Source organism: Deltaproteobacteria bacterium (assembly GCA_016210005.1).
Classification (GTDB): domain Bacteria; phylum Desulfobacterota; class Binatia; order HRBIN30; family JACQVA1; genus JACQVA1.
On sequence record JACQVA010000158.1, the window covers coordinates 156,761 to 174,528 of the forward strand.

The following is a 17,768-nucleotide window of genomic DNA, read 5'->3' on the forward strand; positions in this document are numbered from 1 at the left end:
GACACTGCCGTGACGCTGCTAGGGGAGCGTCTGGCCAATGCTTTGATCCCGACAATCGTCAGTTCCGGCCGCTTGAGGCGCTGGGCGAATCCAGCTACTGAGCAGTCCATGGCCCAAGCGGCGGCGCCCACTCGGGTGGTGCAGGATTCGATGATCGGCCTGCAAATGGCCGACATTGCCGCGTGGAGCCCGCGCGTGACAGTGGTGCTGGGGCAGAACCCGAGCATCTTTGCCGGGCCGGGAACCAACACCTATCTGATCGGTACCGGCCGGCGGCCGCTGTTGCTCGATACCGGCCAAGGCGTGCCGGCGTACTTGCCGCTGTTAGAAAAGGCTTTGAACAGCCAGAGCGCGCGAGCGTTGCAAGGGATTGTGCTCACCCATGGTCACATCGACCACATCGGCGGCGTGACCCAGGTTCAGCAGCGCTTTGGCCCGGTGGCGGTATCGAAGATGCTTCTGCCCGAGCGTGATCCCGCCCAGGCGCTAACCGCCATCGGCGAAGGCGCGACCATCACCACAGAGGGCGCGACCCTGAGCGCGCTCTGGACGCCGGGTCACGCGCGTGACCACCTCTGCTTCTACCTCGAAGAGGAGAAGGCATTGTTCACCGGCGACGTCGTGCTGGGTGCGGGCACCACCGTGATCGGCGATGACGGAGACCTCGGCGACTACCTCGACTCCTTGCGCCGCTTGCTCACACTTGAATTGGCCGTGATCTACCCCGCCCACGGACCGGCGATCCATAACCCGCGCGAGAAGATCGAACAGTACATCGCGCACCGCCTGCTGCGCGACCAGCAGATTCTCGCCGGGCTGCGCGCCGGGGTCCACGAAGTCCCGGCGCTGGTCAAACGTATGTATACCGACGTCCCCGAATACTTACACGCTGCCGCAGCGATGTCGGTTATGGCCCACCTGCGCAAGCTGGAGAAAGAAGGACGCGTGCGGCACGAGCACCAAGCCTGGCACCTAAGCGGCGCGGACGCCGTCAAGCCGAACACCCAGCAATGAAGCGCATCCAACTGCAAGACCTGCAAGACACGTGCTCGGTCTTGCGCTACCTGCTGGCACCTTTCGGCTGCCCGCTCGCGCTGCTGCTCATCGCCATCCTACTGGCCTCACCCGCGTGGGCGAGTCAAGTGAGCGTGCCCGTGCGACTCGATCTGGCCTTTGTCCGTCAGGCGCTGGTGCAGCAGATTTATACCGAGCCCGGTGAAAAGGCGGCGATCTTCGATGACGGGGTGGGTTGCGGCTGGCTCGATCTCTACGAGCCGAAGGTCGATGTCGCGGAGGCGAGCTTACACATCACCAGCCGCGGCGATGCCCGTCTTGGCACCAAGATCGGCAGCCAGTGTTTGGTGGCGCTGGAGTGGAAGGGGTTTGTCGAGGTGTTCGAGGAACCACAACTCGACGGGGCCACGAGAGTCCTGAAGTTCAAGATCATCGATTCGAACATTTATGACGAAGAGCACAAGAAGCGGTTCACCACCGGCAAGCTATGGGACTTGGTGAAGACCTCGGTGCATCCGCGGTTTGAGAACATGCGCCTCGACTTGAACCAGCCGTTCAACGAACTGCGGGCGTGGTTGCCCCTGGTTCTGCCGGGCAGCGCCGAGCGTATCGAGCGCATGGTGAATTCCTTGAGTGTTCGTGATCCGCGCGTGGTCGAAGGCGGCCTCGCGGTCACGCTCGCCTTCGAGGCCGAGCCGCGTCCGGCAGCGGCCGCTGCCACCCCCGAGCCCACGCTATCGCCGGCCGAAGTGGGCGCTTGGCAAGCCAAGTGGCAGCAGTGGGACGCCTTCGTTACTTTCATGGTGAAACACTTTGCGCGCGACAACAGCGGCGAGCTGGGGCACGCCTTATTCGAGCTCTTACTCGACGCGCGCCACGAGCTGCTCGAGGCGCTGGCGCCGCCGTATTCCGGCGCCCCTGATCCCGTGCCGGGCTTCTTCCTGCGCACCTGGGAACGTCTGGCCCCGGTCCTGCGCCAAGCCGCCGCCGGCCTGCCGGCCGAGACCGCGTTGCAGTACACCAGCTTCATCACGGCTGGTGATGCGCTGGCGGCATTGCACGAGCTTGGTCCTGACCTCGGCGTGGAGTTGTCGGCCGACGGCTTGCGCCGGCTTGCCCGCATGATCGCACCGGCAGCGAGCGCGGATCCGGTGGCGTACAGCATCGAGATCGATCCGGAGTTGCGCACGCTGCTCGGCTTCGGCGCGCCCTTGCCGCCGCCCGAGATTGCTACCGATGTGGAGATCGATCTCAGCGCGCTCGCTCCCCTGCTGCGCTGGTTTGTTGCCCCCGCCGGGGCCGCGATTGCGCCCGACACGATCGCCAAGCTCAACCGCTGGGCACCGACGCGCGACGACGTTGCCAGCTATCTGCCGCTGGTGCGCGATCTGCTGGTGCACGCCGGCAACGAGACCCTGGCCGCCAACGAACTCGGCGTACAGTTCCAGCCGCTCTATCGTCACTTAGTCTTCGCCGCCGCCTGGCAAGAGAGCTGCTGGCGCCAGTTCGTTCGCCAAGGCGGCAAGCTCACGCCGATCAAGTCAGCCGTCGGCTCGGTCGGCATGATGCAGGTGAATCAGAACGTCTGGCGCGGGGTCTATGACCTGAAGGGCCTGCTCGGCGACATCGCCTACAACGGCCGCGCCGGCAGCGAGATTCTGCTCCACTATCTGCGCGATTATGCGATCGCGAAGGGCGAGCAGAATCAGCCCGGCGGAAGCGACAACCTGGCGCGGGCCACTTACGCGATCTACAACGGCGGCCCCGGCCATCGCACCCGTTATCGCGCGAACAAGCCCAAGCCGGCGCTCAAGAAGATCGACGATCTCTTCTGGGCCAAGTATGCCGCCGTGCGTGACGGCCGCGAGCTGGAGGTGGCGCGCTGCTATGGCGAGTAGTCCGGGCTGGCGTCGGTCAGCGGCGCCGGTGACAAATGCCAGCACCGCACCCCTGGCTATCGTGCGCCGATTCACGCTAGAGAAGCCGCCATGGATCGTGATCGCCTGCAAGCATATCTGACCGCCCGACTGCCGAATGCCACCGACATCGCCGTCCATCGCCTCGCGCGCACCGGCGGCGGGGCCTCGCGCGAGACTTGGCTGGTGGACGCGGAATGGACCGAAAACGGCGCCCGCGCGTTGCGGCCGCTGATCATTCGGCGCGACCCGACCGCCAGCGTGCTCGAAACCGATCGCCGCACCGAGTACCGCGTGCTGATCGCGGCCCGTGAAATGGGCGTGCCGGTCCCGCGCATCTACTGGTTGGAGGAAGAGTCGCGCTGGCTCGATCGGCCGTTCATGCTGATGGAGCGCATCCCCGGCGTCGCACCGCCGGTGATCTTTCCGATCACGGAGAGCGACGAGACGCGGCGCACCATTGCCCAGGAGTTCGCTACCTATCTCGCCCGCATTCATCACGCCGATTGGCGCAAGCTCGAGCTCGAGTTCCTCGGGGTGCCGAGCTCGGGCGCAGCCGCCGCCCTGGCACAGGCCGACTGGTGGGAGCGCGAGTATCAGCGCAGCAAGCTCGAAGAGCGCCCGGTGCTGGCGGCGGCGTTGCATTGGCTGGCCACCCATCCGCCGCGCCAGTCGGAGATCGTGCTCGTCCATGCCGACTATCGTGCCGGCAACTTCCTCTACGACCAAGGCCACATCACGGCGATCCTCGACTGGGAGTTGGCGCACCTGGGTGATCCGATGGAGGACCTGGCCTGGGCCGTGCTCAACTTCTGGAGCAGCGCCAACGTCTGTCAGGGCTTGCTGCCGCGTGACGAGATGATCGCCGCCTACGAACATGCCGGCGGCATGCCGGTGAACGCGGAGCGGCTGTTCTACTACGAGGTGCTCGGCGCGGTGAAGATGGCGGTGATCTCGCTCACCGGCGTGAAGTCGTTCTGCGAGGGCCGCAACTGCGAAACCGTCTTGGCCTTGGTCGGTTTGATGGTACCGCGCTTGGAGGCTGACCTGATCGAGAAGCTACGAATCTGAGCCCCGCCACACCCACGCTGGCGCACCGAAGGAGAACCCATGCAACCAGACGCGACCGCTGTCCTTAACGGCGTGAAACAGATCATCTTCAATATCCTGCTGCCCGAGCTGCAAACCGAACAGGCGCGGCAGCAGGCGATGTACACCGGCCTGCTCCTGGATCACGTAATCGCCCGCTGGGAGATCGAGGGCGGGCTGCTGCTGGAGGAACGCGCTGAGTTGCGCGCGTTGTTGACCCAAGCGCTCGCGGTGCTCGGTGATGGCGGCGAGCTGGGGCCACGTGTGCGCGCAGCTCTAGAGGGAGCCGCGGGCAGCGGCGCTAGCCCGCGGGCCATGGATACCGCGAACGAGCGCATGCGCACACTGGTGCCGGCGCTGGCGCGGGCACTGCCGCAGGACGGCGGCGAGCGCATTCTCGAGCTCGACGCTGCCATGCGCGCTTACATCCGCAACCAACACCGCCGCGACCAGCAGATCGTGCAGGTCGGCGGCCTGGCGTGGTGAGACCCGGTCTTACGCAAGAGCCGGGGGATGCCCAACACTGGCGGGCCCCCAGACACGGAAGGTTGAGCCGCGGCCGACCTCGCTGTCAACGGCGAGCAGTCATCCGGACTTGCGTCAGCCAGGACGACCCGCAAGCCCGGGGCGAGTTCACGCGCCGCTTGCGCGGTCCGCTTCTCAGCTCGTGCGGCGGCCGCAGCCCCGGCACGGGATTGTTGCCCATCTTGCGGCTCCCGCTTGGGATCCGCCAATCTCTTCCCCTTGGGCGGCGAAATTTGTGCCGGACAGCGTCAAGCGAGAAATGGGGCCCGGGCCGCAGGCTCCGGGCTGCAAGCGTTTTCGTTTTACCCCCACCGGCTATTGCTGGTAGATTCCCCGACCAGCGGCTGGTACGGAGAGGCTATGAAGCGCGTGACGTTATCTCTGATCATGTTGGCGGCGGTCGCCACCACTACCTGGGCAGCGACGAATCAATGCATGAATAAGTGCCGGCAGGATCTCTCCACTTGTCAGCGCAAGGCTCAGGCGCAGCGGCGCGATTGCCTGCAGCCTTGCCGCAGTCAGCGCGACAAGCTGAGCGAATGCCCACCAAACGCTACCACGGAGAACTGCCCGGGATTGCGCCAGGCCCGAGACTGTGGCGAGGCCTGTGCCAAGAAGCACCAGGTTGATTCGCGTGCTTGCCTGACCGCCGCGCGCGCCTGCCGCTCGGCGTGTGGCGCGGCCGCCACCGGAGCGGGTACGTAACCGCTCTGTACCTTCGTGGCCGACGTCCCCGAGATCCATGGCTGGTGTGATGCGCGCTTTGCCGGCGTGCGCGCCGCAATGGCCGAGAATTTCCGCCAACACGGCGAGCTCGGGTCCGCGCTCGCAATCACGCTCGAAGGCCGACCGGTCCTCGATCTCTGGGCCGGCTGGGCCGACCGCACCCGCACGCGAGCGTGGCAGCGGGAAACGCTGGTGGACGTCTTCTCCGCGGGCAAGGCGATAGCGGCACTCGCTCTACTCATCCTGGTTGATCGCGGGCAGGTCGCCCTGGAAGCTCCAGTGGTGCGCTACTGGCCCGAGTTCGCAGCTCACGACAAGGGCGCCGTCACGGTGCGTATGGTGCTCTGCCATCGGGCCGGACTGCCAGCGATCCGGCGCCCACTACCGAGCCTGGCCATGTACGACTGGCAGCTCATGACCGGAGCTCTGGCCGAGGAGAAACCGTGGTGGGAGCCGGGCTGCGAGCTCGGCTATCACGTCAACACCTTTGGGTTCTTGGTCGGCGAAATCGTGCGGCGGGTGAGTGGGCAGAGCATCGGCGGCTTCCTTCAGCGTCAGGTCGCCGGCCCGCTGGCGGCGGATTTTCACTTCGGCATCGGGCCCGAGCACGACGAGCGCATCGCCGATTATCTCTTCGCCGATAAGCCGCCGCAAATCGTGGCCGACGATGATGATGACGAGCGGCGCTTCATGTTGGGCTGCGTGTACATGAACCCGGCCGGGCTATCGGGCCCCGGCACTGTCAACACGAGAGCTTGGCGGGCAGCCGAGATGCCCTCGACCAACGGCCACGCCAACGCGCGTGCCTTGGCGCGGATCTACAGTGCTCTGGCCTGCGGCGGAGCCGTCGACGGCATCCGGCTCGTGCACAGCTCGACAATCGATCAGGCCATCGCCGAGGCTGCCGCGGGAACCGATTTCGTGCTACGGCGCCCATCGCGTTTCGGACTGGGCTTTCAGCTCACGCAACCGGCGCGGCCGCTGGGTCCCAACCCCCGCAGCTTCGGCCACTTCGGTGCCGGCGGCGCGCTCGGATTCGCCGACCCGGATGCGCAGTTGGCGTTCGCTTACACCATGAATCAGGCGGGGCCGCGCTTTCAAGATCCGCGCACGCGGGCACTGATCGCCGCCGTCTACGCCGCACTGTGAGAGCGCCTCGCCCATTCGTTGCTGGCGCAGGTATCGTCAGAAGTCGCCGAAGTCGGGTGGCTGATCCTCTTGATACATGACCATCACCATCCGTTTGCCCGGATTCTTCGGGTCCTCGGTTACGGTCAGGTTGAGGATCGTGTTGCCGCGGCGGAAGCCCAAGAACGATTGCTCCTTGCCTTGGTAGTTCTGCTCTAGCGTCCAGCCCTTCTCGCGCAGGTCCTGCTCGTAGAAGTCGTACACCTGGCTCTTCTCCTGTTCGGTGCGGACCAGCACGGCACGGGCGTCGGCGGGCAGCCGCTGAACGCCGGTGATTTCAGCGTCCTTCATCAGGGTAACGTCGGCGGGGAAATCGGAGGGCAGCGTGCCTTCCGGTTCGGCGCCGGGGCCGGGCGTAATCTCGGACGTCGGGGCCGGTGGCAGCGTTGGCGCTACCAGCACAGTCGGGGCGATTACGGTGCGCCGCCCCGCAACATGGAAGCCGGCCGGCCGTTGCGTGGGGCTGCCGGCGACCTGTTCGACCTGCTGGCGGCAGGTGCATGAGCTGATGAGGCTGCCGGCGAACAGCAGTGGTAGCCAGCGGTAGTACTTGTAGCGCATCCCTTCACTCTCCTCCTCGGCGCCGCATTGGCCGCCGATTATTCACGAAAACAACCGCCAAGAGAAGGCGGCCACGCGGCTTGCGCGCGGCCGCTTGCACGGCGTTCACCGCACACCTGCCAGCGCGGCGGGCTGGTTGGCACGTTGGGGGATTGCTGCTAGGGTCCACTCGCGATGATCTCCCGCGTTTTTCCGGCCCGAAGTCAGCCGTATGCGCTTGGGACGCCTGCCTCCCGGACACTATTCAAGCGGCGGCACAGATACCGGCGCGATTCAGCTCGCTTGGCGCAGCGCCGCAGCGATCAACACCGGGCCGGCAGCCGGTCTTATTCGAGGGCTTGATGGCCGAGGCCAAGTTCTGTAGCCACTGCGGTACCAAGCTGCTAACCACCGCGCGCTTCTGCATCGAGTGTGGCACGGCGTTAGCCGGCGGCCAGGGAGCCGGCCCAGCGCGCTTGGCACTCGGGCGCTACGCCCCGATCTTGGTTGTCGCCGTGGTAGTGCTGATCAGCAGCGCGGCGATCACGATCGGCTGGCTCAACCCCAAGACCCCGCCGTCGGTGCCCTCACGCAAGGGCGGCGCGCCCGCGGCCCCGGCACCGGTTGGCCAGTTGCCCGAGGGGCATCCCCCGATCGCGCTGCCGGACGACGTCAAGAAGACCATCGCCGAAATGGCCAAGGCCGCCGAAGCCCAGCCGGACAACGTCCAGCTCTGGCAGCAGCTCGCCGAGGTGCAGTACCGCGCCGGACAGGTTGATCCGGCGTACTTGGAAGCCTCGCAGCGCTCGTATCAGCAGGTGCTGGAGCGCGACCCCAACCACACCGACGCCTTGCGCAATTCGGGCAACGTTGCTTTCGACCGCGATCAGCCGCAGCAGGCGATTGATTTCTACACGCGCTACTTGGCGTTGAAGCCCGACGATCTCAACGTGCTGACCGATCGCGCCACCATGCAGCTGGCCGCGGGCGAGACCGAAGCGGCGATCGCCGAGTATCAGAAGATCCTGGCCGGGAGCCCGTCTTTCTTTCAGGCCCAATTCAACCTGGGCCTAGCTTTTCAAAAAACCGGCAAGGTCACCGAAGCCGTGGCGGCGCTGCAGCAGGCGCGCCAGTTGGCGGCCGACGAGCGCACCCGCAAGCAGGTCGATCAGGTGCTCGCGCGTGTTGCCGGCAGCGCGGCGGCGCCCGCCGCCGGCAGCGTTGGTGCGCCAGCGGGCAGCTTGCGCACCGAGCTCGAGCACTTCTTCCGCAGCCATCAGATCCTCGCCGCCAAACTCGACCGGCTCGAATGGACCAGCGACACCGAGCTGCGCGTGTTGGTGCACGACTTCCCGCTGGCGGCGATGCCCGAGGATGTGCGCACGCGCTTTGCCGACCGTATCCGCAGTCAACTCCAAGAACAGAAGACCGCCCGGGGGCTCACTGCCAGCGTTACAGTACAACTGGTTGACAGCACCTCGGGTGAGCTGCTCGATACCATTCGCGAGTAGTGCCGGCCCGACCAATTCCAGCGCGCACCGCCAAGGGCCAGAGGGTGAGCCCTCCCGCCGCCGCCATGAGCCGGAGATTCTTTGCCCGTGACGCGCTGACGCTGGCGCAGGCGCTCTTGGGAGCCGTGCTGGTGCACGAAGCTCCCGACGGCACCGCCGCCGGCCGCATCGTCGAAGCCGAGGCCTACCGCGGCCCCGAGGACCGCGCGGCCCATTCCTACGGCGGCCGGCGCACGCCGCGCAACGAGGTCATGTACGGCCCCGCCGGCCACGCCTACGTCTACTTCATCTACGGGATGCACTACTGCTTCAACGTCGTGGCGGCCGGCCGCGATCAGCCCGAGGCGGTGTTGATCCGGGCTCTGGAGCCGCTCGCCGGAGTTGAGCTGATGCGCGCGCGCCGTGGGGTGAACGAGGCGATGCCGCCCGCTGCCCTCGCCCGCGGTCCTGCTAACCTTTGTCGGGCGCTGGGTATTGATCGGCGGCTGAATGGCGCCAACCTGCTCAGCGGGCCGCTGCGAATCGAGCGCGGGGCCGCGCTCGCCACCGAGCGGATCGTGGCAGCCACCCGCGTCGGCGTCGCTTACGCGGGCGAGCACGCCTTACGATTGTGGCGATTCTACGACCGCACTAGCGCCGCGGTTTCGGCTCGAGCTCGCCCACCGCGCTAGGCCAGCCCGCGTCTTGCTTCAGTCGCGCTTGCTGGCGGGCTTGGCTACGTCGGGCTTCTTGCCGGGAGTCTGGCGGTCATAATACAAGGTCTTGTGACATCCCGGTGAGCAGCCGCCGCCGGTCTCGGTCTTGACGAAGCGCAACGGCAGATTCCATTTTCCGAACGGCACGCTCTCTGCGATCAGCTTGGGTTGGGAGCTGCCGTGCATGTCGTGACAGAGCCGGCAGCTGCGCCCCTTCTGTTTGTTGTTCACGTGCAGGTAGTGGAGGTTCTTGTCCCCGTCCCTGAAGTTGGTGGCGAACGAGGTGTCCGGATACTGTAGCAGGTCGCGTTTGTGGCAACTGAAACAGAGCGCAAATTCGGTTTCGGTGTAGGGCACGTAGGGATCGGTCGGGAAGGCCTTGGCCAGCAGCTTCGCGTTCTGGCTGCCGTGTGGATCATGGCAGCGCGTACACTTGCCGTCGTTGTTGGGGCCATGGAGCACGGTCATGTTCTTGGTGATGACGGTGCTGTGACAGCTCAAGCAGGTCTCCTTGAGCGGATTGAGCAAGAGCTTCTCGTGGTCGCCGGCATGGGGCGAATGGCAGGCCGCGCAGCCCTGCTCGCCCTTGACGGCGGCATGAACCACCGGCGCCTGCGTGATCTTCTCCCCGATCTCGCCGTGGCAGAGGAAGCACAGCTGCGCTCCTGCTTCCGCCAGCATCTTCGGGTGGGCGGCACCGTGCGGGTTGTGGCACGAAGTGCAGCCGCCCTGGAGCGCGGGATGCAGGTTCTTCTTCTTCACCATTTCCGGCACGTCGAGATGGCAGCCGGCACACAGCTCCTCGCCTTGCTTCAGCAGCAGGGTCTTGGCGTCGGACTCGTGCGCGGCGTGGCAGGCGGTGCAGGCGCCGGCGGAGACCGGGCCATGGACAACCTTGAAGTCGACGTGGTCGGCGTGACAGATCGCACACAGATCCTTCAGCGGCTGGGTCAGCAGCTTGGGTTCGTCGGCCGCGTGGGGGTTGTGGCAGGTGCTGCACATCCCTTCCTTGGCGGGCGGATGCACCTCCGCCTTGCTGCCGAATTTCTCGTGGCAGGTGTAACACAGCTCGGGCTGCTCCTGCGTCAGCTTGAAGGTGTTCTGGCCCTTCTTGGGATGCGGCGTCGCTATCGACTCGTGACAGCCCTCGCAATTCTCCGCGATCGGGTGGACATTCTGACCCTTCAGCAGGGCCGCGTGGCACTTGCCGGAGACGCAACCCTCCTCGGCAGCGGCAGCCACGCCCGGCAGCCAGAACCGGCACAGCAGGAGCGAAGCCAGCAGCAGGCCTGTACCAACATCCCTGTGATTCATGCGCCGATCCCTTTCCTGCATGTGCCCGAGCCCATCACGGATAGGAAGTGCCGTCGTGAACTACACCGTGACACACGAGCGTACAACTTCCTGAGAAGACCCCGCCAACCGCCGGCGGGCAACCGGAGTCGATCGTGGCGGTATCGCCGTCGCAGAACAGCGGGTACAAACCCGCCTTGGGCAAGACGATCCTGGTATCGAAGTTGATGAGATGCGTGTGCGACCCCGTCTGCCGCGCGCCGAACTCGTTGACTCCGTGCGCGTCGTGACAGGCCGAGCAGGGCGCGCCGGCTGCCAGATGTCCGCTGTGGCCGCCCCCGGAAGCCGTCGTCCGCATCGTCTTCTTACGGAAACTTACGTCGTTCATAATGCTCGATCGGTTATGGCAACGGTAACAGAGGGCATAGTTATCGTAGCTCTCCGGAGTGTAGTCTGCGGTCTCGTAACGTTCCTTCAAGATCGGCGCAAACGCCGAGCCGTGGGGCCCGCTGGCACCGCCCTCGTCGTCGGCGTGGCAGGTGGTGCAATAGATCATCGCCGACGGACTCATGCTGGGTTCGAGCGGCGAGGGAATGCTGGGAATGTTCAGGTTCCTGCCCATGCTGACAACCGGGTGGTACGAGGGGTTGGCGGCATCGAAGGCCCGCCGGGTATTGGTGACGGCGAGCACGCGGGGAACGTAGTTGAGGTCCGGGGTGTTGTCACCATGGCACTTGAAGCAAACCTCGTATTCATAGGTCACTGAACGGATCTCCATGCCGTTGCGATCGACGCCGCTGACCGCTCGCAGCAGGCCCGAAGCATACGGGGCCTGGGCCTTGCCCCGAGCGGTGAAATGCGGGTTGTGGCAATCGGCGCAAGCAATGCTGCGCACACCTGAGCGTGCCGCCCCGCCGGGCAGCTGGAGGGCCAGCGCGAAGGCACCGAGGGGCTCGTGGTGGGCGGAGGGCTTGCGTGTTTGGCGGGCAATATCGACCATCCCGGCAGCCGCGCGCCCCGGGGCGCCGACAGCTGCACGCGCGGTGGTCGCGTGCGGCTCACCTGGTGCTGAGCTGTGGCAACCGGCGCTGGTGCAAGAAAACGGATCCGGCGGCGCGGCGGTGAAATTCAGCAACTGCTCCGCGGTCGGGGCGAAATGGGGTGTATGGCAGGCCTCGCAGCCCCACTCGTTCAGCTGCGTGTAGGTGGGCCAGGTCTTCGGCGGCCGCGGCAGAATCCCGACCACCGAAGCGGTCGAGGTCGCGTGTGCCGAGCTGCTCCATCCCGTCAGCTGATGGCAACTGGTGCATAGCGCTGAGTAGCGGTTGTCCTTCAACAGGAACTTCTCGTAGCGGTCACTGTGCGGGTCGTGACAAGTGGTGCAATGCACCTCGTCGGCGCCGCCGTACACCAGCTCGGGCGGCGGCGAGAGCGCCAGCTCGGGATTGGGCAGGGCATTGTGGTAAGCGAAGGACACCGGGTGGTGGCCGGATAAGTCCAAACCGAAACTCGAGTGACTGCCGAGCGCGGCGCTGGCCATGCCGATGCCGCCGACCGGGTTAACCACCGCGCCCAGCGCGATCGTGCCGTCATGACAGCTCAGACAGAGCTTGCTGGCACCCGAAGGTTGCGGCAGCGGGCCGGCGCGCAAGGTCGGGCTCGCATAGACGGTGTAGACCTGCGGCTCGAGCTCCTTGTTCCACAGCGGCGACAGCGGGGTGGCGTTGTGCGGGGTGTGACAAAAGATGCAGATGCGGGTTTCCGTCAGCGCCTGCACCGGCCCGGGGCCCGACACCGACAGATTGTGCGGGGTGCGGGCCATGTCGGACGGGCTCTGCGCCTCGACACCACGACCCAGGCCGATCGCGAGCAGACAAAGAACCTGGACAGTCAGCGTGAGGCAACCGGCGATCAGACGAAGTCGCGTCATATTAACACCCACAGGACACTAGCCCCGAACCGGCTCCTAGTCGGCCGCCGCGCCGGCGTACCGTTCGGTGATGCGAAACACCTGGATGCGCCGGTTGTAGGCGTCGCACACATAAAGTTCGTTATCGTCACTTATGAACGCGCCCGCCGGCAGCCAGAACTCCCCGAAGTCGGTACCGCGCCGGCCCAGGGTCAGCAGGAAATCGCCGCGGCGGTTGAAGAGCTGGACGTGGTCGAAGAGGCCGTCGACGACGTAAATGATGCCGTCACGGTCCACCGCCACCCCCTTGGGTATGGCCAAATCACCGGAGCCGTCACCGTGATGGCCGAAGGAGCCCAGCGCCTTACCATCTTCGTCGAAGACCGCGATCCTGAAATTGAGCGAATCGGTCACGAAGAGATCACCGGAGGCGGCCCGAAAGATGTGCGTGGGAAAATTAAAGCGGCCTTCGCTCGCACCGCGCCCGCCGAACGAGAAGGCCAGCTCGCCGTTCTTCCTGAAGGCATGAATCCTGTTCGCCAGCGTATCGACGACGTAGAGCAGCTTCTTGCCGGGGCTGTAAGCTATGCCGGTCGGCCGCTGCAACGGCTGGGTGCCGGCCGCCCTCACGGCAAACAGCAGCGTCCCGTCGGCGTCGAACACCAATACCTTTCCGGCCGAATCGCACAAGTAGAGGCGCAACTCCTCGTCGAAGATCAGACCGACCGGTGAACTGATGGCTTCAGTTTCCGAGCCCGCCAGCTGTAGGTAGCGCTGAGTAGCGGGCAAGTAGAGGTGCACTCGCCGCCGTCCCATATCGGCGACCGCCAGGCGGCCGTCGTGGCCGGCGGCGACAGCCACCGGCAGAACGAAGGCATTGCGGTCCGCGGCTTCGCTGCCGAAAACGATGGCGCGCAGGAGCGTGCCGGAGTCCGTCTGGCGGGTCAGGCCGGTCAGCGAGCGGACGTAAGTCAGCTTGGCCCGGTTCGGCTGGTACGGCCACTGCAAAGCGATCTCGGGTTGGGCCGCCTGCAGGTTCCATTTCGCGGCACAGCCTAGCGCCAAGAAGGCGAGCCCACCGACCAGGCTCGTGCATCGCCAGCAAGCACCCGCGCGATCGTTAGACCTCAGCATAACGCCACCTTGCCTTACTGCCTTACTTGGCCCGCGCCGCTTTCAGAAGATCCGCCGCCGCAGGCTGACGTAGAAGCGTTCATGGTCTCTCCGGCTGGCAACCGTGCCCGTTCCAGCGGTATCGGACTCGTAGGCGCTGGCACCGACGTTGATGTCGAGCTTGCCGATCTTCCAGATCCAGGCGGCAGTGAGGGCATAGGCATTAGCGTCAATCAACCCTTGCAGGCGCGAGTACGAACCCCCCACCGACACGAACATGCTGCGCGCGAACAGCTGCTTCTGAATGTTGCCGGCGGCGGAAGCGGTCTCCTCGCTGAAGCCGCCGCTGTAGTACTGGGAACGTCCGCGCGGATAGTAGCGGTTCAAGTAGGCCACCGTCGCGTACACGCTGGTCGTCGGGTTGAGCGCGTAAGCGTACTGGACATCCGCTCTCCAGGCGCGATAAGCGCTCACCTCCCATTCCAGACTCTGGTACTCTCCCCGCACCCGCAGCGGCCCGCGCTGAAAGATGATGCCGGTGGTGTAGGTGGTGGCATCGACCGGAGTCCCCGCGAACGACCCTGACAACAGTTCCGACCTGACGGCTACGAAGCTGAAATACGGCGTCAGCAAGGCGTCGAAGAGCTCTGCACTGGTGGTGGAACCGAAGGTCTCGGAGCGGAGTCCGAAATCCCCGGCGATGAGCGAATAGGAAACGAAGAAATCGTAGGTTCCGGGTACGGTGAACTGCGGCGGAAGCGTGAGCATGCGAATCTCGAACGTATTCAGCACCGGTGTCACAGAATAGTGAACATTCTCTACCAAGCGAATAGTCTCGAACGGCGCCAAGGGAGACTTGAGGAGAACAACGATGGTCTCCGGCGCGACGTTCTGCTGCCGCAGGCTGAAAGCGCCCGGCACGGCCACCGCCAGAAACGGCTCGTTGACGACGTCGGCCTGGCCGAGATTGTCGGTTTCGCCCCGCGTCAGGCTGATTCCGGCCAAGAGCCGGCCACGCGGGATCGACTTGACGTAGTTGAAAGCGAGCGAGTGCGAGAGAGCCGTGGTCTCACCGCCGGAAGAGGTGCGCGCATCGCGGAGCAGCGTGTAGGTGCTGTCCAAACTCTGATAGAGGCGATGGCTGACGTCGAGCTGGATATCTCTGGCGATGTCGGAGAGGGTGCGGTCTGGCGCCGGCGCGAAGCCGGGGATGGTGGTCTCGTGGTCCTGATAGCGATAGGAAGCGTCGGTCCGGAAGTTCCACGGCAGCTCGGCGGTCAACAGCTCGTACCAGGCGAATTGATCATTCTCGAACCGTTGCGCCGCCCGGCTCTCATGCTCGAAGGCGCCTTTGGTCAGGTTCGAGGTCAATCGGACGCGCTGAAGGTTAACGAAATTGCCCAGCAGGAATTCCGTCGAACTGCCTTCGAGCCCTTGGGAGTCGCTGAACCAGGACGGGTTGAAGGCGCCGTTGAACGACAGCTCCTTCCCGCTGACGAAGCGTTTGAAGTACTCGGCGTTGAGACCGACGCGCGTTACATCCGAGGAGGCCACGGCCGACTCGATCGAATCGGCGACGTAGCTGGCATTGAGGAAGTACGGTTTCTGGCGATAGCGCAGTAACGCCCCGCGGCTGGTTTCGACGCTGCTGTGCTGGGTGGCCGCTTGCTCCTTGAACAGCGGCTCGTAGCGGCGGCCGAACAACTCCAGATTGTACGAATGCTCGGGCAGCACCAACAGTTTGGCATCGTACTCCAGACCTAGCCCCTGTCGCCAGCCAACGTTGTCGCTCTGCGAGGAGCGGTACTCCTCTTGCCGGCCGGTGCCGCCGAGTGACAACTGATATTGGATGAACCGGGGATGATACGAGTAGCCGATTGAGTACAGGGTCAGTCGCTCGCGGACGAAGGTATCGGTCCAGTGCGCAGGCCGCGCGCCGCTGCGGATGTTATCGCGCTCGAACGAGCCCAAGACATCGAAGAAGCCGCCGTTTTCGAGCGGCCGCGGCACGAAATCGATCCACTCGGCAAGGGCCGATGCCACGGTCAGGGGCAGAGCCAAGCATAGCATGAGCAGAACTCTAACAGCCGGTCGCGGCCATGGCAGGCGGCGATCCATCGCCAGCCATCCGCACAACCCAGCGGCAGCGATCGCAGCATAGGTACGCGATTGAGGTCGGCGCCTGTCGCGCGCGGCTGCTGGCGATTTTCGCTTCGACCCCCATCTGTCCAACGGGCCTCCACAACGCCGACGGTATCCCACCCTCATCTCAGCAGGTGCTTCTTGTCAGCCATGTGAGCATCGTGACAGGTGGTGCACTGTTCGGCGATGCCCTCGTGGGCGCTCATCGGCGTCAGGCTCTGGCGCTCGTGGCAGTGAAAACAGAAACTGTCGGATTCCGACACCAGCAGGTAGCGGTACTGGGAGCTGTGGGGATCATGACACACCCTACAGCCACCCGACGCCAGCGGCCCGTGGATGTAGGGCTTGTCCAGCCTAAGCTCATGGCAGCGGAAACACAGTTGCTCCCCCGGCGCCACGAGTGCATTGGTGGCTCCCGGTTCGTGACAAGCGTGGCAGAGTTTGGCTGCGAACGGGCCATGCTCTCGATATCCGACCTGCCGCGGTTTCACCGTCTCGTCCACCATCTTCGCCGCAGGCTCGGGTATCGCACCCGTCGCTGCTGGGGGCGGCACCCCGTCGAAGAAGAAAGAGAGGACCTGGTAGCGGGAGGCCGCGTTGCAGCCCATCGACAACACGGCCGCAAGCGAGACGCTGGCCGCCACCGTCCATACTTTCATCGAAATCCGGAAAGCGATTGCGCGCCGCGATTCACTGTGGTTGAGCTTTCTCCCCCTCTTGCGGTTGCACCTTCTCCAGCTCCTGCCTTCGCCGCTCTGCGATCTGCTCCAAGAGTTCGGCTTCGGTGGGGTATGGCTTGCCCTTTTCTCGTCCGTACGCCAGCACATTCACCCGGCGCTCGCCGAATTGGCTGGTCACCAAGACCAGGTATTCCATCTCGAAACCGGGCTGGGCGTATTGCTGGAAGTACTGCAGGTTGTCGTAATCGATCGTCACCTTAGCTGGCAACAGCAGGTCACCGGGCTTATCGCCGCCTTCGCCGAAGAACATCAGCAACCTGCCCTCGGGGTTGAAGATCTGGACGTTGTTGAAGGAAGCATCGACAGCGTAGAGATGGCCCTCACGATCGACGGCGATTCCCTTGGGCCGGGCGAAGTGCCCGAGGTTGTCCCCGGCCTTGCCGATGGTCGTCTTGAAATGACCGTCGCGATCGAACTTAACCACCTGGAACCTGCCGACATCGGTGACGTAGAGGTAGCCGTCGCGGTCAAAAGCCAGATTGGTCGGGCGGTCGAGCCGCTCGACGGGATCGCCCTTGTCGCCAATGGTCTTGACCATTGCGCCGCTTTGCTGGTCGAAGACCTTCACCAGCCCGTTGGCGACATCGGCAACGTACAGCCGATCTTCAAACGGCACCGCGTCCACCGGGCGCCAGGCTCCGGGCATGCCGTAGGCCCTGAGGTACTCGTCGTTGGAATCGAACGCGACAATCTGGCCGCGGGCGGGATCGGCCACGTACTTGGTGCCGTCCTGCGCGACGCTGATGTTGACCGGTTGGCTGAGCTTACCCGGGCCGACGGCACCTTTGAGCGGCTCGAAGGTCTTGCGCTTCAGATCGAACACCGCAACCGAGGCGTTGGTGTCGCAGACGTAGATCTTGCCGTCGTGGACCGCCACGCCGTAAGGCTTATCCACCTTCACGTCTTGTTGCTCCCCGACCACGAAGCGGTTGAAGGCCGACTGCTCGTCGATATCCTTCAGGCCGCTGAAGGAGGTCAGGTACTGAAGCCGCGGCGGCGCCGGCGGTGGCGGAAAGAACACCGGTTGCTGCGTTTGTCGTACGGGTGTCGCGCAGGCTGCCACGAGGCAGGCCAGCGCCACCCCTACGATGCCCACACGCCGGTCGTCTTTAGCCATTTTCGCCTTCCGCTAGCCCGCAGCCGCAATCCGAAGTGCAATGCGCTCCGGCCACGCGGGAAAATTCCTAGCATCTTGGCGCTTACAGGAGAAGTCAGGCGGAGGGGATGGGGGGGAAGGCGCGAGGGGAACGGGCGCATTCCCCTCGCGCCGAAGCCGGGCAACGGTTGGCGTTACGGTGCGGTGTAGGTGCCCTTGTCGTGGCAGGTCAGGCAGAGCTGGCTGGCAGTATCGCTACGCCACAGCAGGG

At 65.0% G+C, this 17,768-nt stretch carries 14 protein-coding genes; 7 read left to right on the plus strand and 7 right to left on the minus strand.

Translation table 11 applies throughout. The annotated features are described in order from the left end of the window. The first annotated feature begins 108 nt into the window (after positions 1-108). From HY699_15615 to HY699_15635, 5 genes are all read left to right on the plus strand, one after another. Positions 109-1,014, plus strand: coding sequence for a beta-lactamase-like protein 2 (locus tag HY699_15615; GenBank protein MBI4517233.1), 906 nt, complete (start codon positions 109-111; stop codon positions 1,012-1,014). Beyond that, positions 1,011-2,912 (plus strand): lytic transglycosylase domain-containing protein, encoded by a 1,902-nt coding sequence (locus tag HY699_15620; protein ID MBI4517234.1) that lies wholly within the window; start codon positions 1,011-1,013, stop codon positions 2,910-2,912. The genes HY699_15615 and HY699_15620 overlap by 4 nt, the downstream gene beginning before the upstream one ends. A gap of 90 nt (positions 2,913-3,002) precedes the next feature. Further along, the gene (locus HY699_15625; protein MBI4517235.1) at positions 3,003-4,001 is read left to right on the plus strand and encodes a phosphotransferase family protein; all 999 of its coding nucleotides are present in this window, start codon (positions 3,003-3,005) and stop codon (positions 3,999-4,001) included. A gap of 39 nt (positions 4,002-4,040) precedes the next feature. Then, positions 4,041-4,505, plus strand: coding sequence for a hypothetical protein (locus tag HY699_15630; GenBank protein MBI4517236.1), 465 nt, complete (start codon positions 4,041-4,043; stop codon positions 4,503-4,505). Between the two features lie 759 nt (positions 4,506-5,264). Beyond that, the gene (locus HY699_15635; protein ID MBI4517237.1) at positions 5,265-6,419 is read left to right on the plus strand and encodes a beta-lactamase family protein; all 1,155 of its coding nucleotides are present in this window, start codon (positions 5,265-5,267) and stop codon (positions 6,417-6,419) included. 36 nt (positions 6,420-6,455) lie between these two features. Here the strand turns inward: HY699_15635 and HY699_15640 are convergent, their stop codons facing one another. Then, positions 6,456-7,019, minus strand: coding sequence for a hypothetical protein (locus HY699_15640; protein MBI4517238.1), 564 nt, complete (start codon positions 7,017-7,019; stop codon positions 6,456-6,458). Between the two features lie 341 nt (positions 7,020-7,360). On the opposite strand from HY699_15640, the gene HY699_15645 reads away from it, so the two are divergent. Together HY699_15645 and HY699_15650 are read left to right on the plus strand one after the other, a co-directional pair. After that, positions 7,361-8,509 carry a tetratricopeptide repeat protein gene (locus tag HY699_15645; GenBank protein ID MBI4517239.1) on the plus strand — a complete coding sequence of 383 codons (1,149 nt, stop codon included), beginning with the start codon at positions 7,361-7,363 and terminating at the stop codon, positions 8,507-8,509. A gap of 65 nt (positions 8,510-8,574) precedes the next feature. Then, entirely contained in the window at positions 8,575-9,180 is a 606-nt protein-coding gene (locus HY699_15650) for a DNA-3-methyladenine glycosylase (protein ID MBI4517240.1), read from the plus strand. An 18-nt stretch (positions 9,181-9,198) separates the two neighbouring features. On the opposite strand, the gene HY699_15655 is transcribed toward HY699_15650, so the two are convergent. The 6 genes from HY699_15655 to HY699_15680 all read right to left on the minus strand — a co-directional run bounded on the left by HY699_15655 (position 9,199) and on the right by HY699_15680 (position 17,518). Then, positions 9,199-10,518: a cytochrome C gene (locus tag HY699_15655; protein MBI4517241.1), complete on the minus strand. Its 1,320-nt coding sequence runs from the start codon at positions 10,516-10,518 to the stop codon at positions 9,199-9,201. Between the two features lie 34 nt (positions 10,519-10,552). Beyond that, a complete protein-coding gene (locus tag HY699_15660; GenBank protein MBI4517242.1) occupies positions 10,553-12,427 on the minus strand; it encodes a cytochrome c3 family protein in 1,875 nt (624 codons plus the stop codon). Positions 12,428-12,463: 36 nt separating this feature from the next. Next, on the minus strand, positions 12,464-13,540 hold the full coding sequence (locus HY699_15665) for a hypothetical protein (GenBank protein MBI4517243.1): 1,077 nt from the start codon (positions 13,538-13,540) through the stop codon (positions 12,464-12,466). A gap of 42 nt (positions 13,541-13,582) precedes the next feature. After that, positions 13,583-15,589: a hypothetical protein gene (locus tag HY699_15670; protein MBI4517244.1), complete on the minus strand. Its 2,007-nt coding sequence runs from the start codon at positions 15,587-15,589 to the stop codon at positions 13,583-13,585. Positions 15,590-15,783: 194 nt separating this feature from the next. Then, the gene (locus HY699_15675; GenBank protein ID MBI4517245.1) at positions 15,784-16,305 is read right to left on the minus strand and encodes a hypothetical protein; all 522 of its coding nucleotides are present in this window, start codon (positions 16,303-16,305) and stop codon (positions 15,784-15,786) included. 46 nt (positions 16,306-16,351) lie between these two features. Next, entirely contained in the window at positions 16,352-17,518 is a 1,167-nt protein-coding gene (locus HY699_15680; protein MBI4517246.1) for a hypothetical protein, read from the minus strand. Between the last annotated feature and the right edge of the window lie 250 nt (positions 17,519-17,768).

Excerpts from the sequence above, each read along its gene's own strand:
- HY699_15615 (MBI4517233.1), top strand. The coding sequence starts at position 109 with ATGGCCCAAGCGGCGGCGCCCACTCGGGTGGTGCAGGATTCGATGATC.
- HY699_15620 (MBI4517234.1), top strand. The coding sequence starts at position 1,011 with ATGAAGCGCATCCAACTGCAAGACCTGCAAGACACGTGCTCGGTCTTG.
- HY699_15625 (MBI4517235.1), top strand. The coding sequence starts at position 3,003 with ATGGATCGTGATCGCCTGCAAGCATATCTGACCGCCCGACTGCCGAAT.
- HY699_15630 (MBI4517236.1), top strand. The coding sequence starts at position 4,041 with ATGCAACCAGACGCGACCGCTGTCCTTAACGGCGTGAAACAGATCATC.
- HY699_15640 (MBI4517238.1), bottom strand. The coding sequence starts at position 7,019 with ATGCGCTACAAGTACTACCGCTGGCTACCACTGCTGTTCGCCGGCAGC.
- HY699_15645 (MBI4517239.1), top strand. The coding sequence starts at position 7,361 with ATGGCCGAGGCCAAGTTCTGTAGCCACTGCGGTACCAAGCTGCTAACC.
- HY699_15650 (MBI4517240.1), top strand. The coding sequence starts at position 8,575 with ATGAGCCGGAGATTCTTTGCCCGTGACGCGCTGACGCTGGCGCAGGCG.
- HY699_15655 (MBI4517241.1), bottom strand. The coding sequence starts at position 10,518 with ATGAATCACAGGGATGTTGGTACAGGCCTGCTGCTGGCTTCGCTCCTG.
- HY699_15660 (MBI4517242.1), bottom strand. The coding sequence starts at position 12,427 with ATGACGCGACTTCGTCTGATCGCCGGTTGCCTCACGCTGACTGTCCAG.
- HY699_15665 (MBI4517243.1), bottom strand. The coding sequence starts at position 13,540 with ATGCTGAGGTCTAACGATCGCGCGGGTGCTTGCTGGCGATGCACGAGC.
- HY699_15670 (MBI4517244.1), bottom strand. The coding sequence starts at position 15,589 with ATGCTATGCTTGGCTCTGCCCCTGACCGTGGCATCGGCCCTTGCCGAG.
- HY699_15680 (MBI4517246.1), bottom strand. The coding sequence starts at position 17,518 with ATGGCTAAAGACGACCGGCGTGTGGGCATCGTAGGGGTGGCGCTGGCC.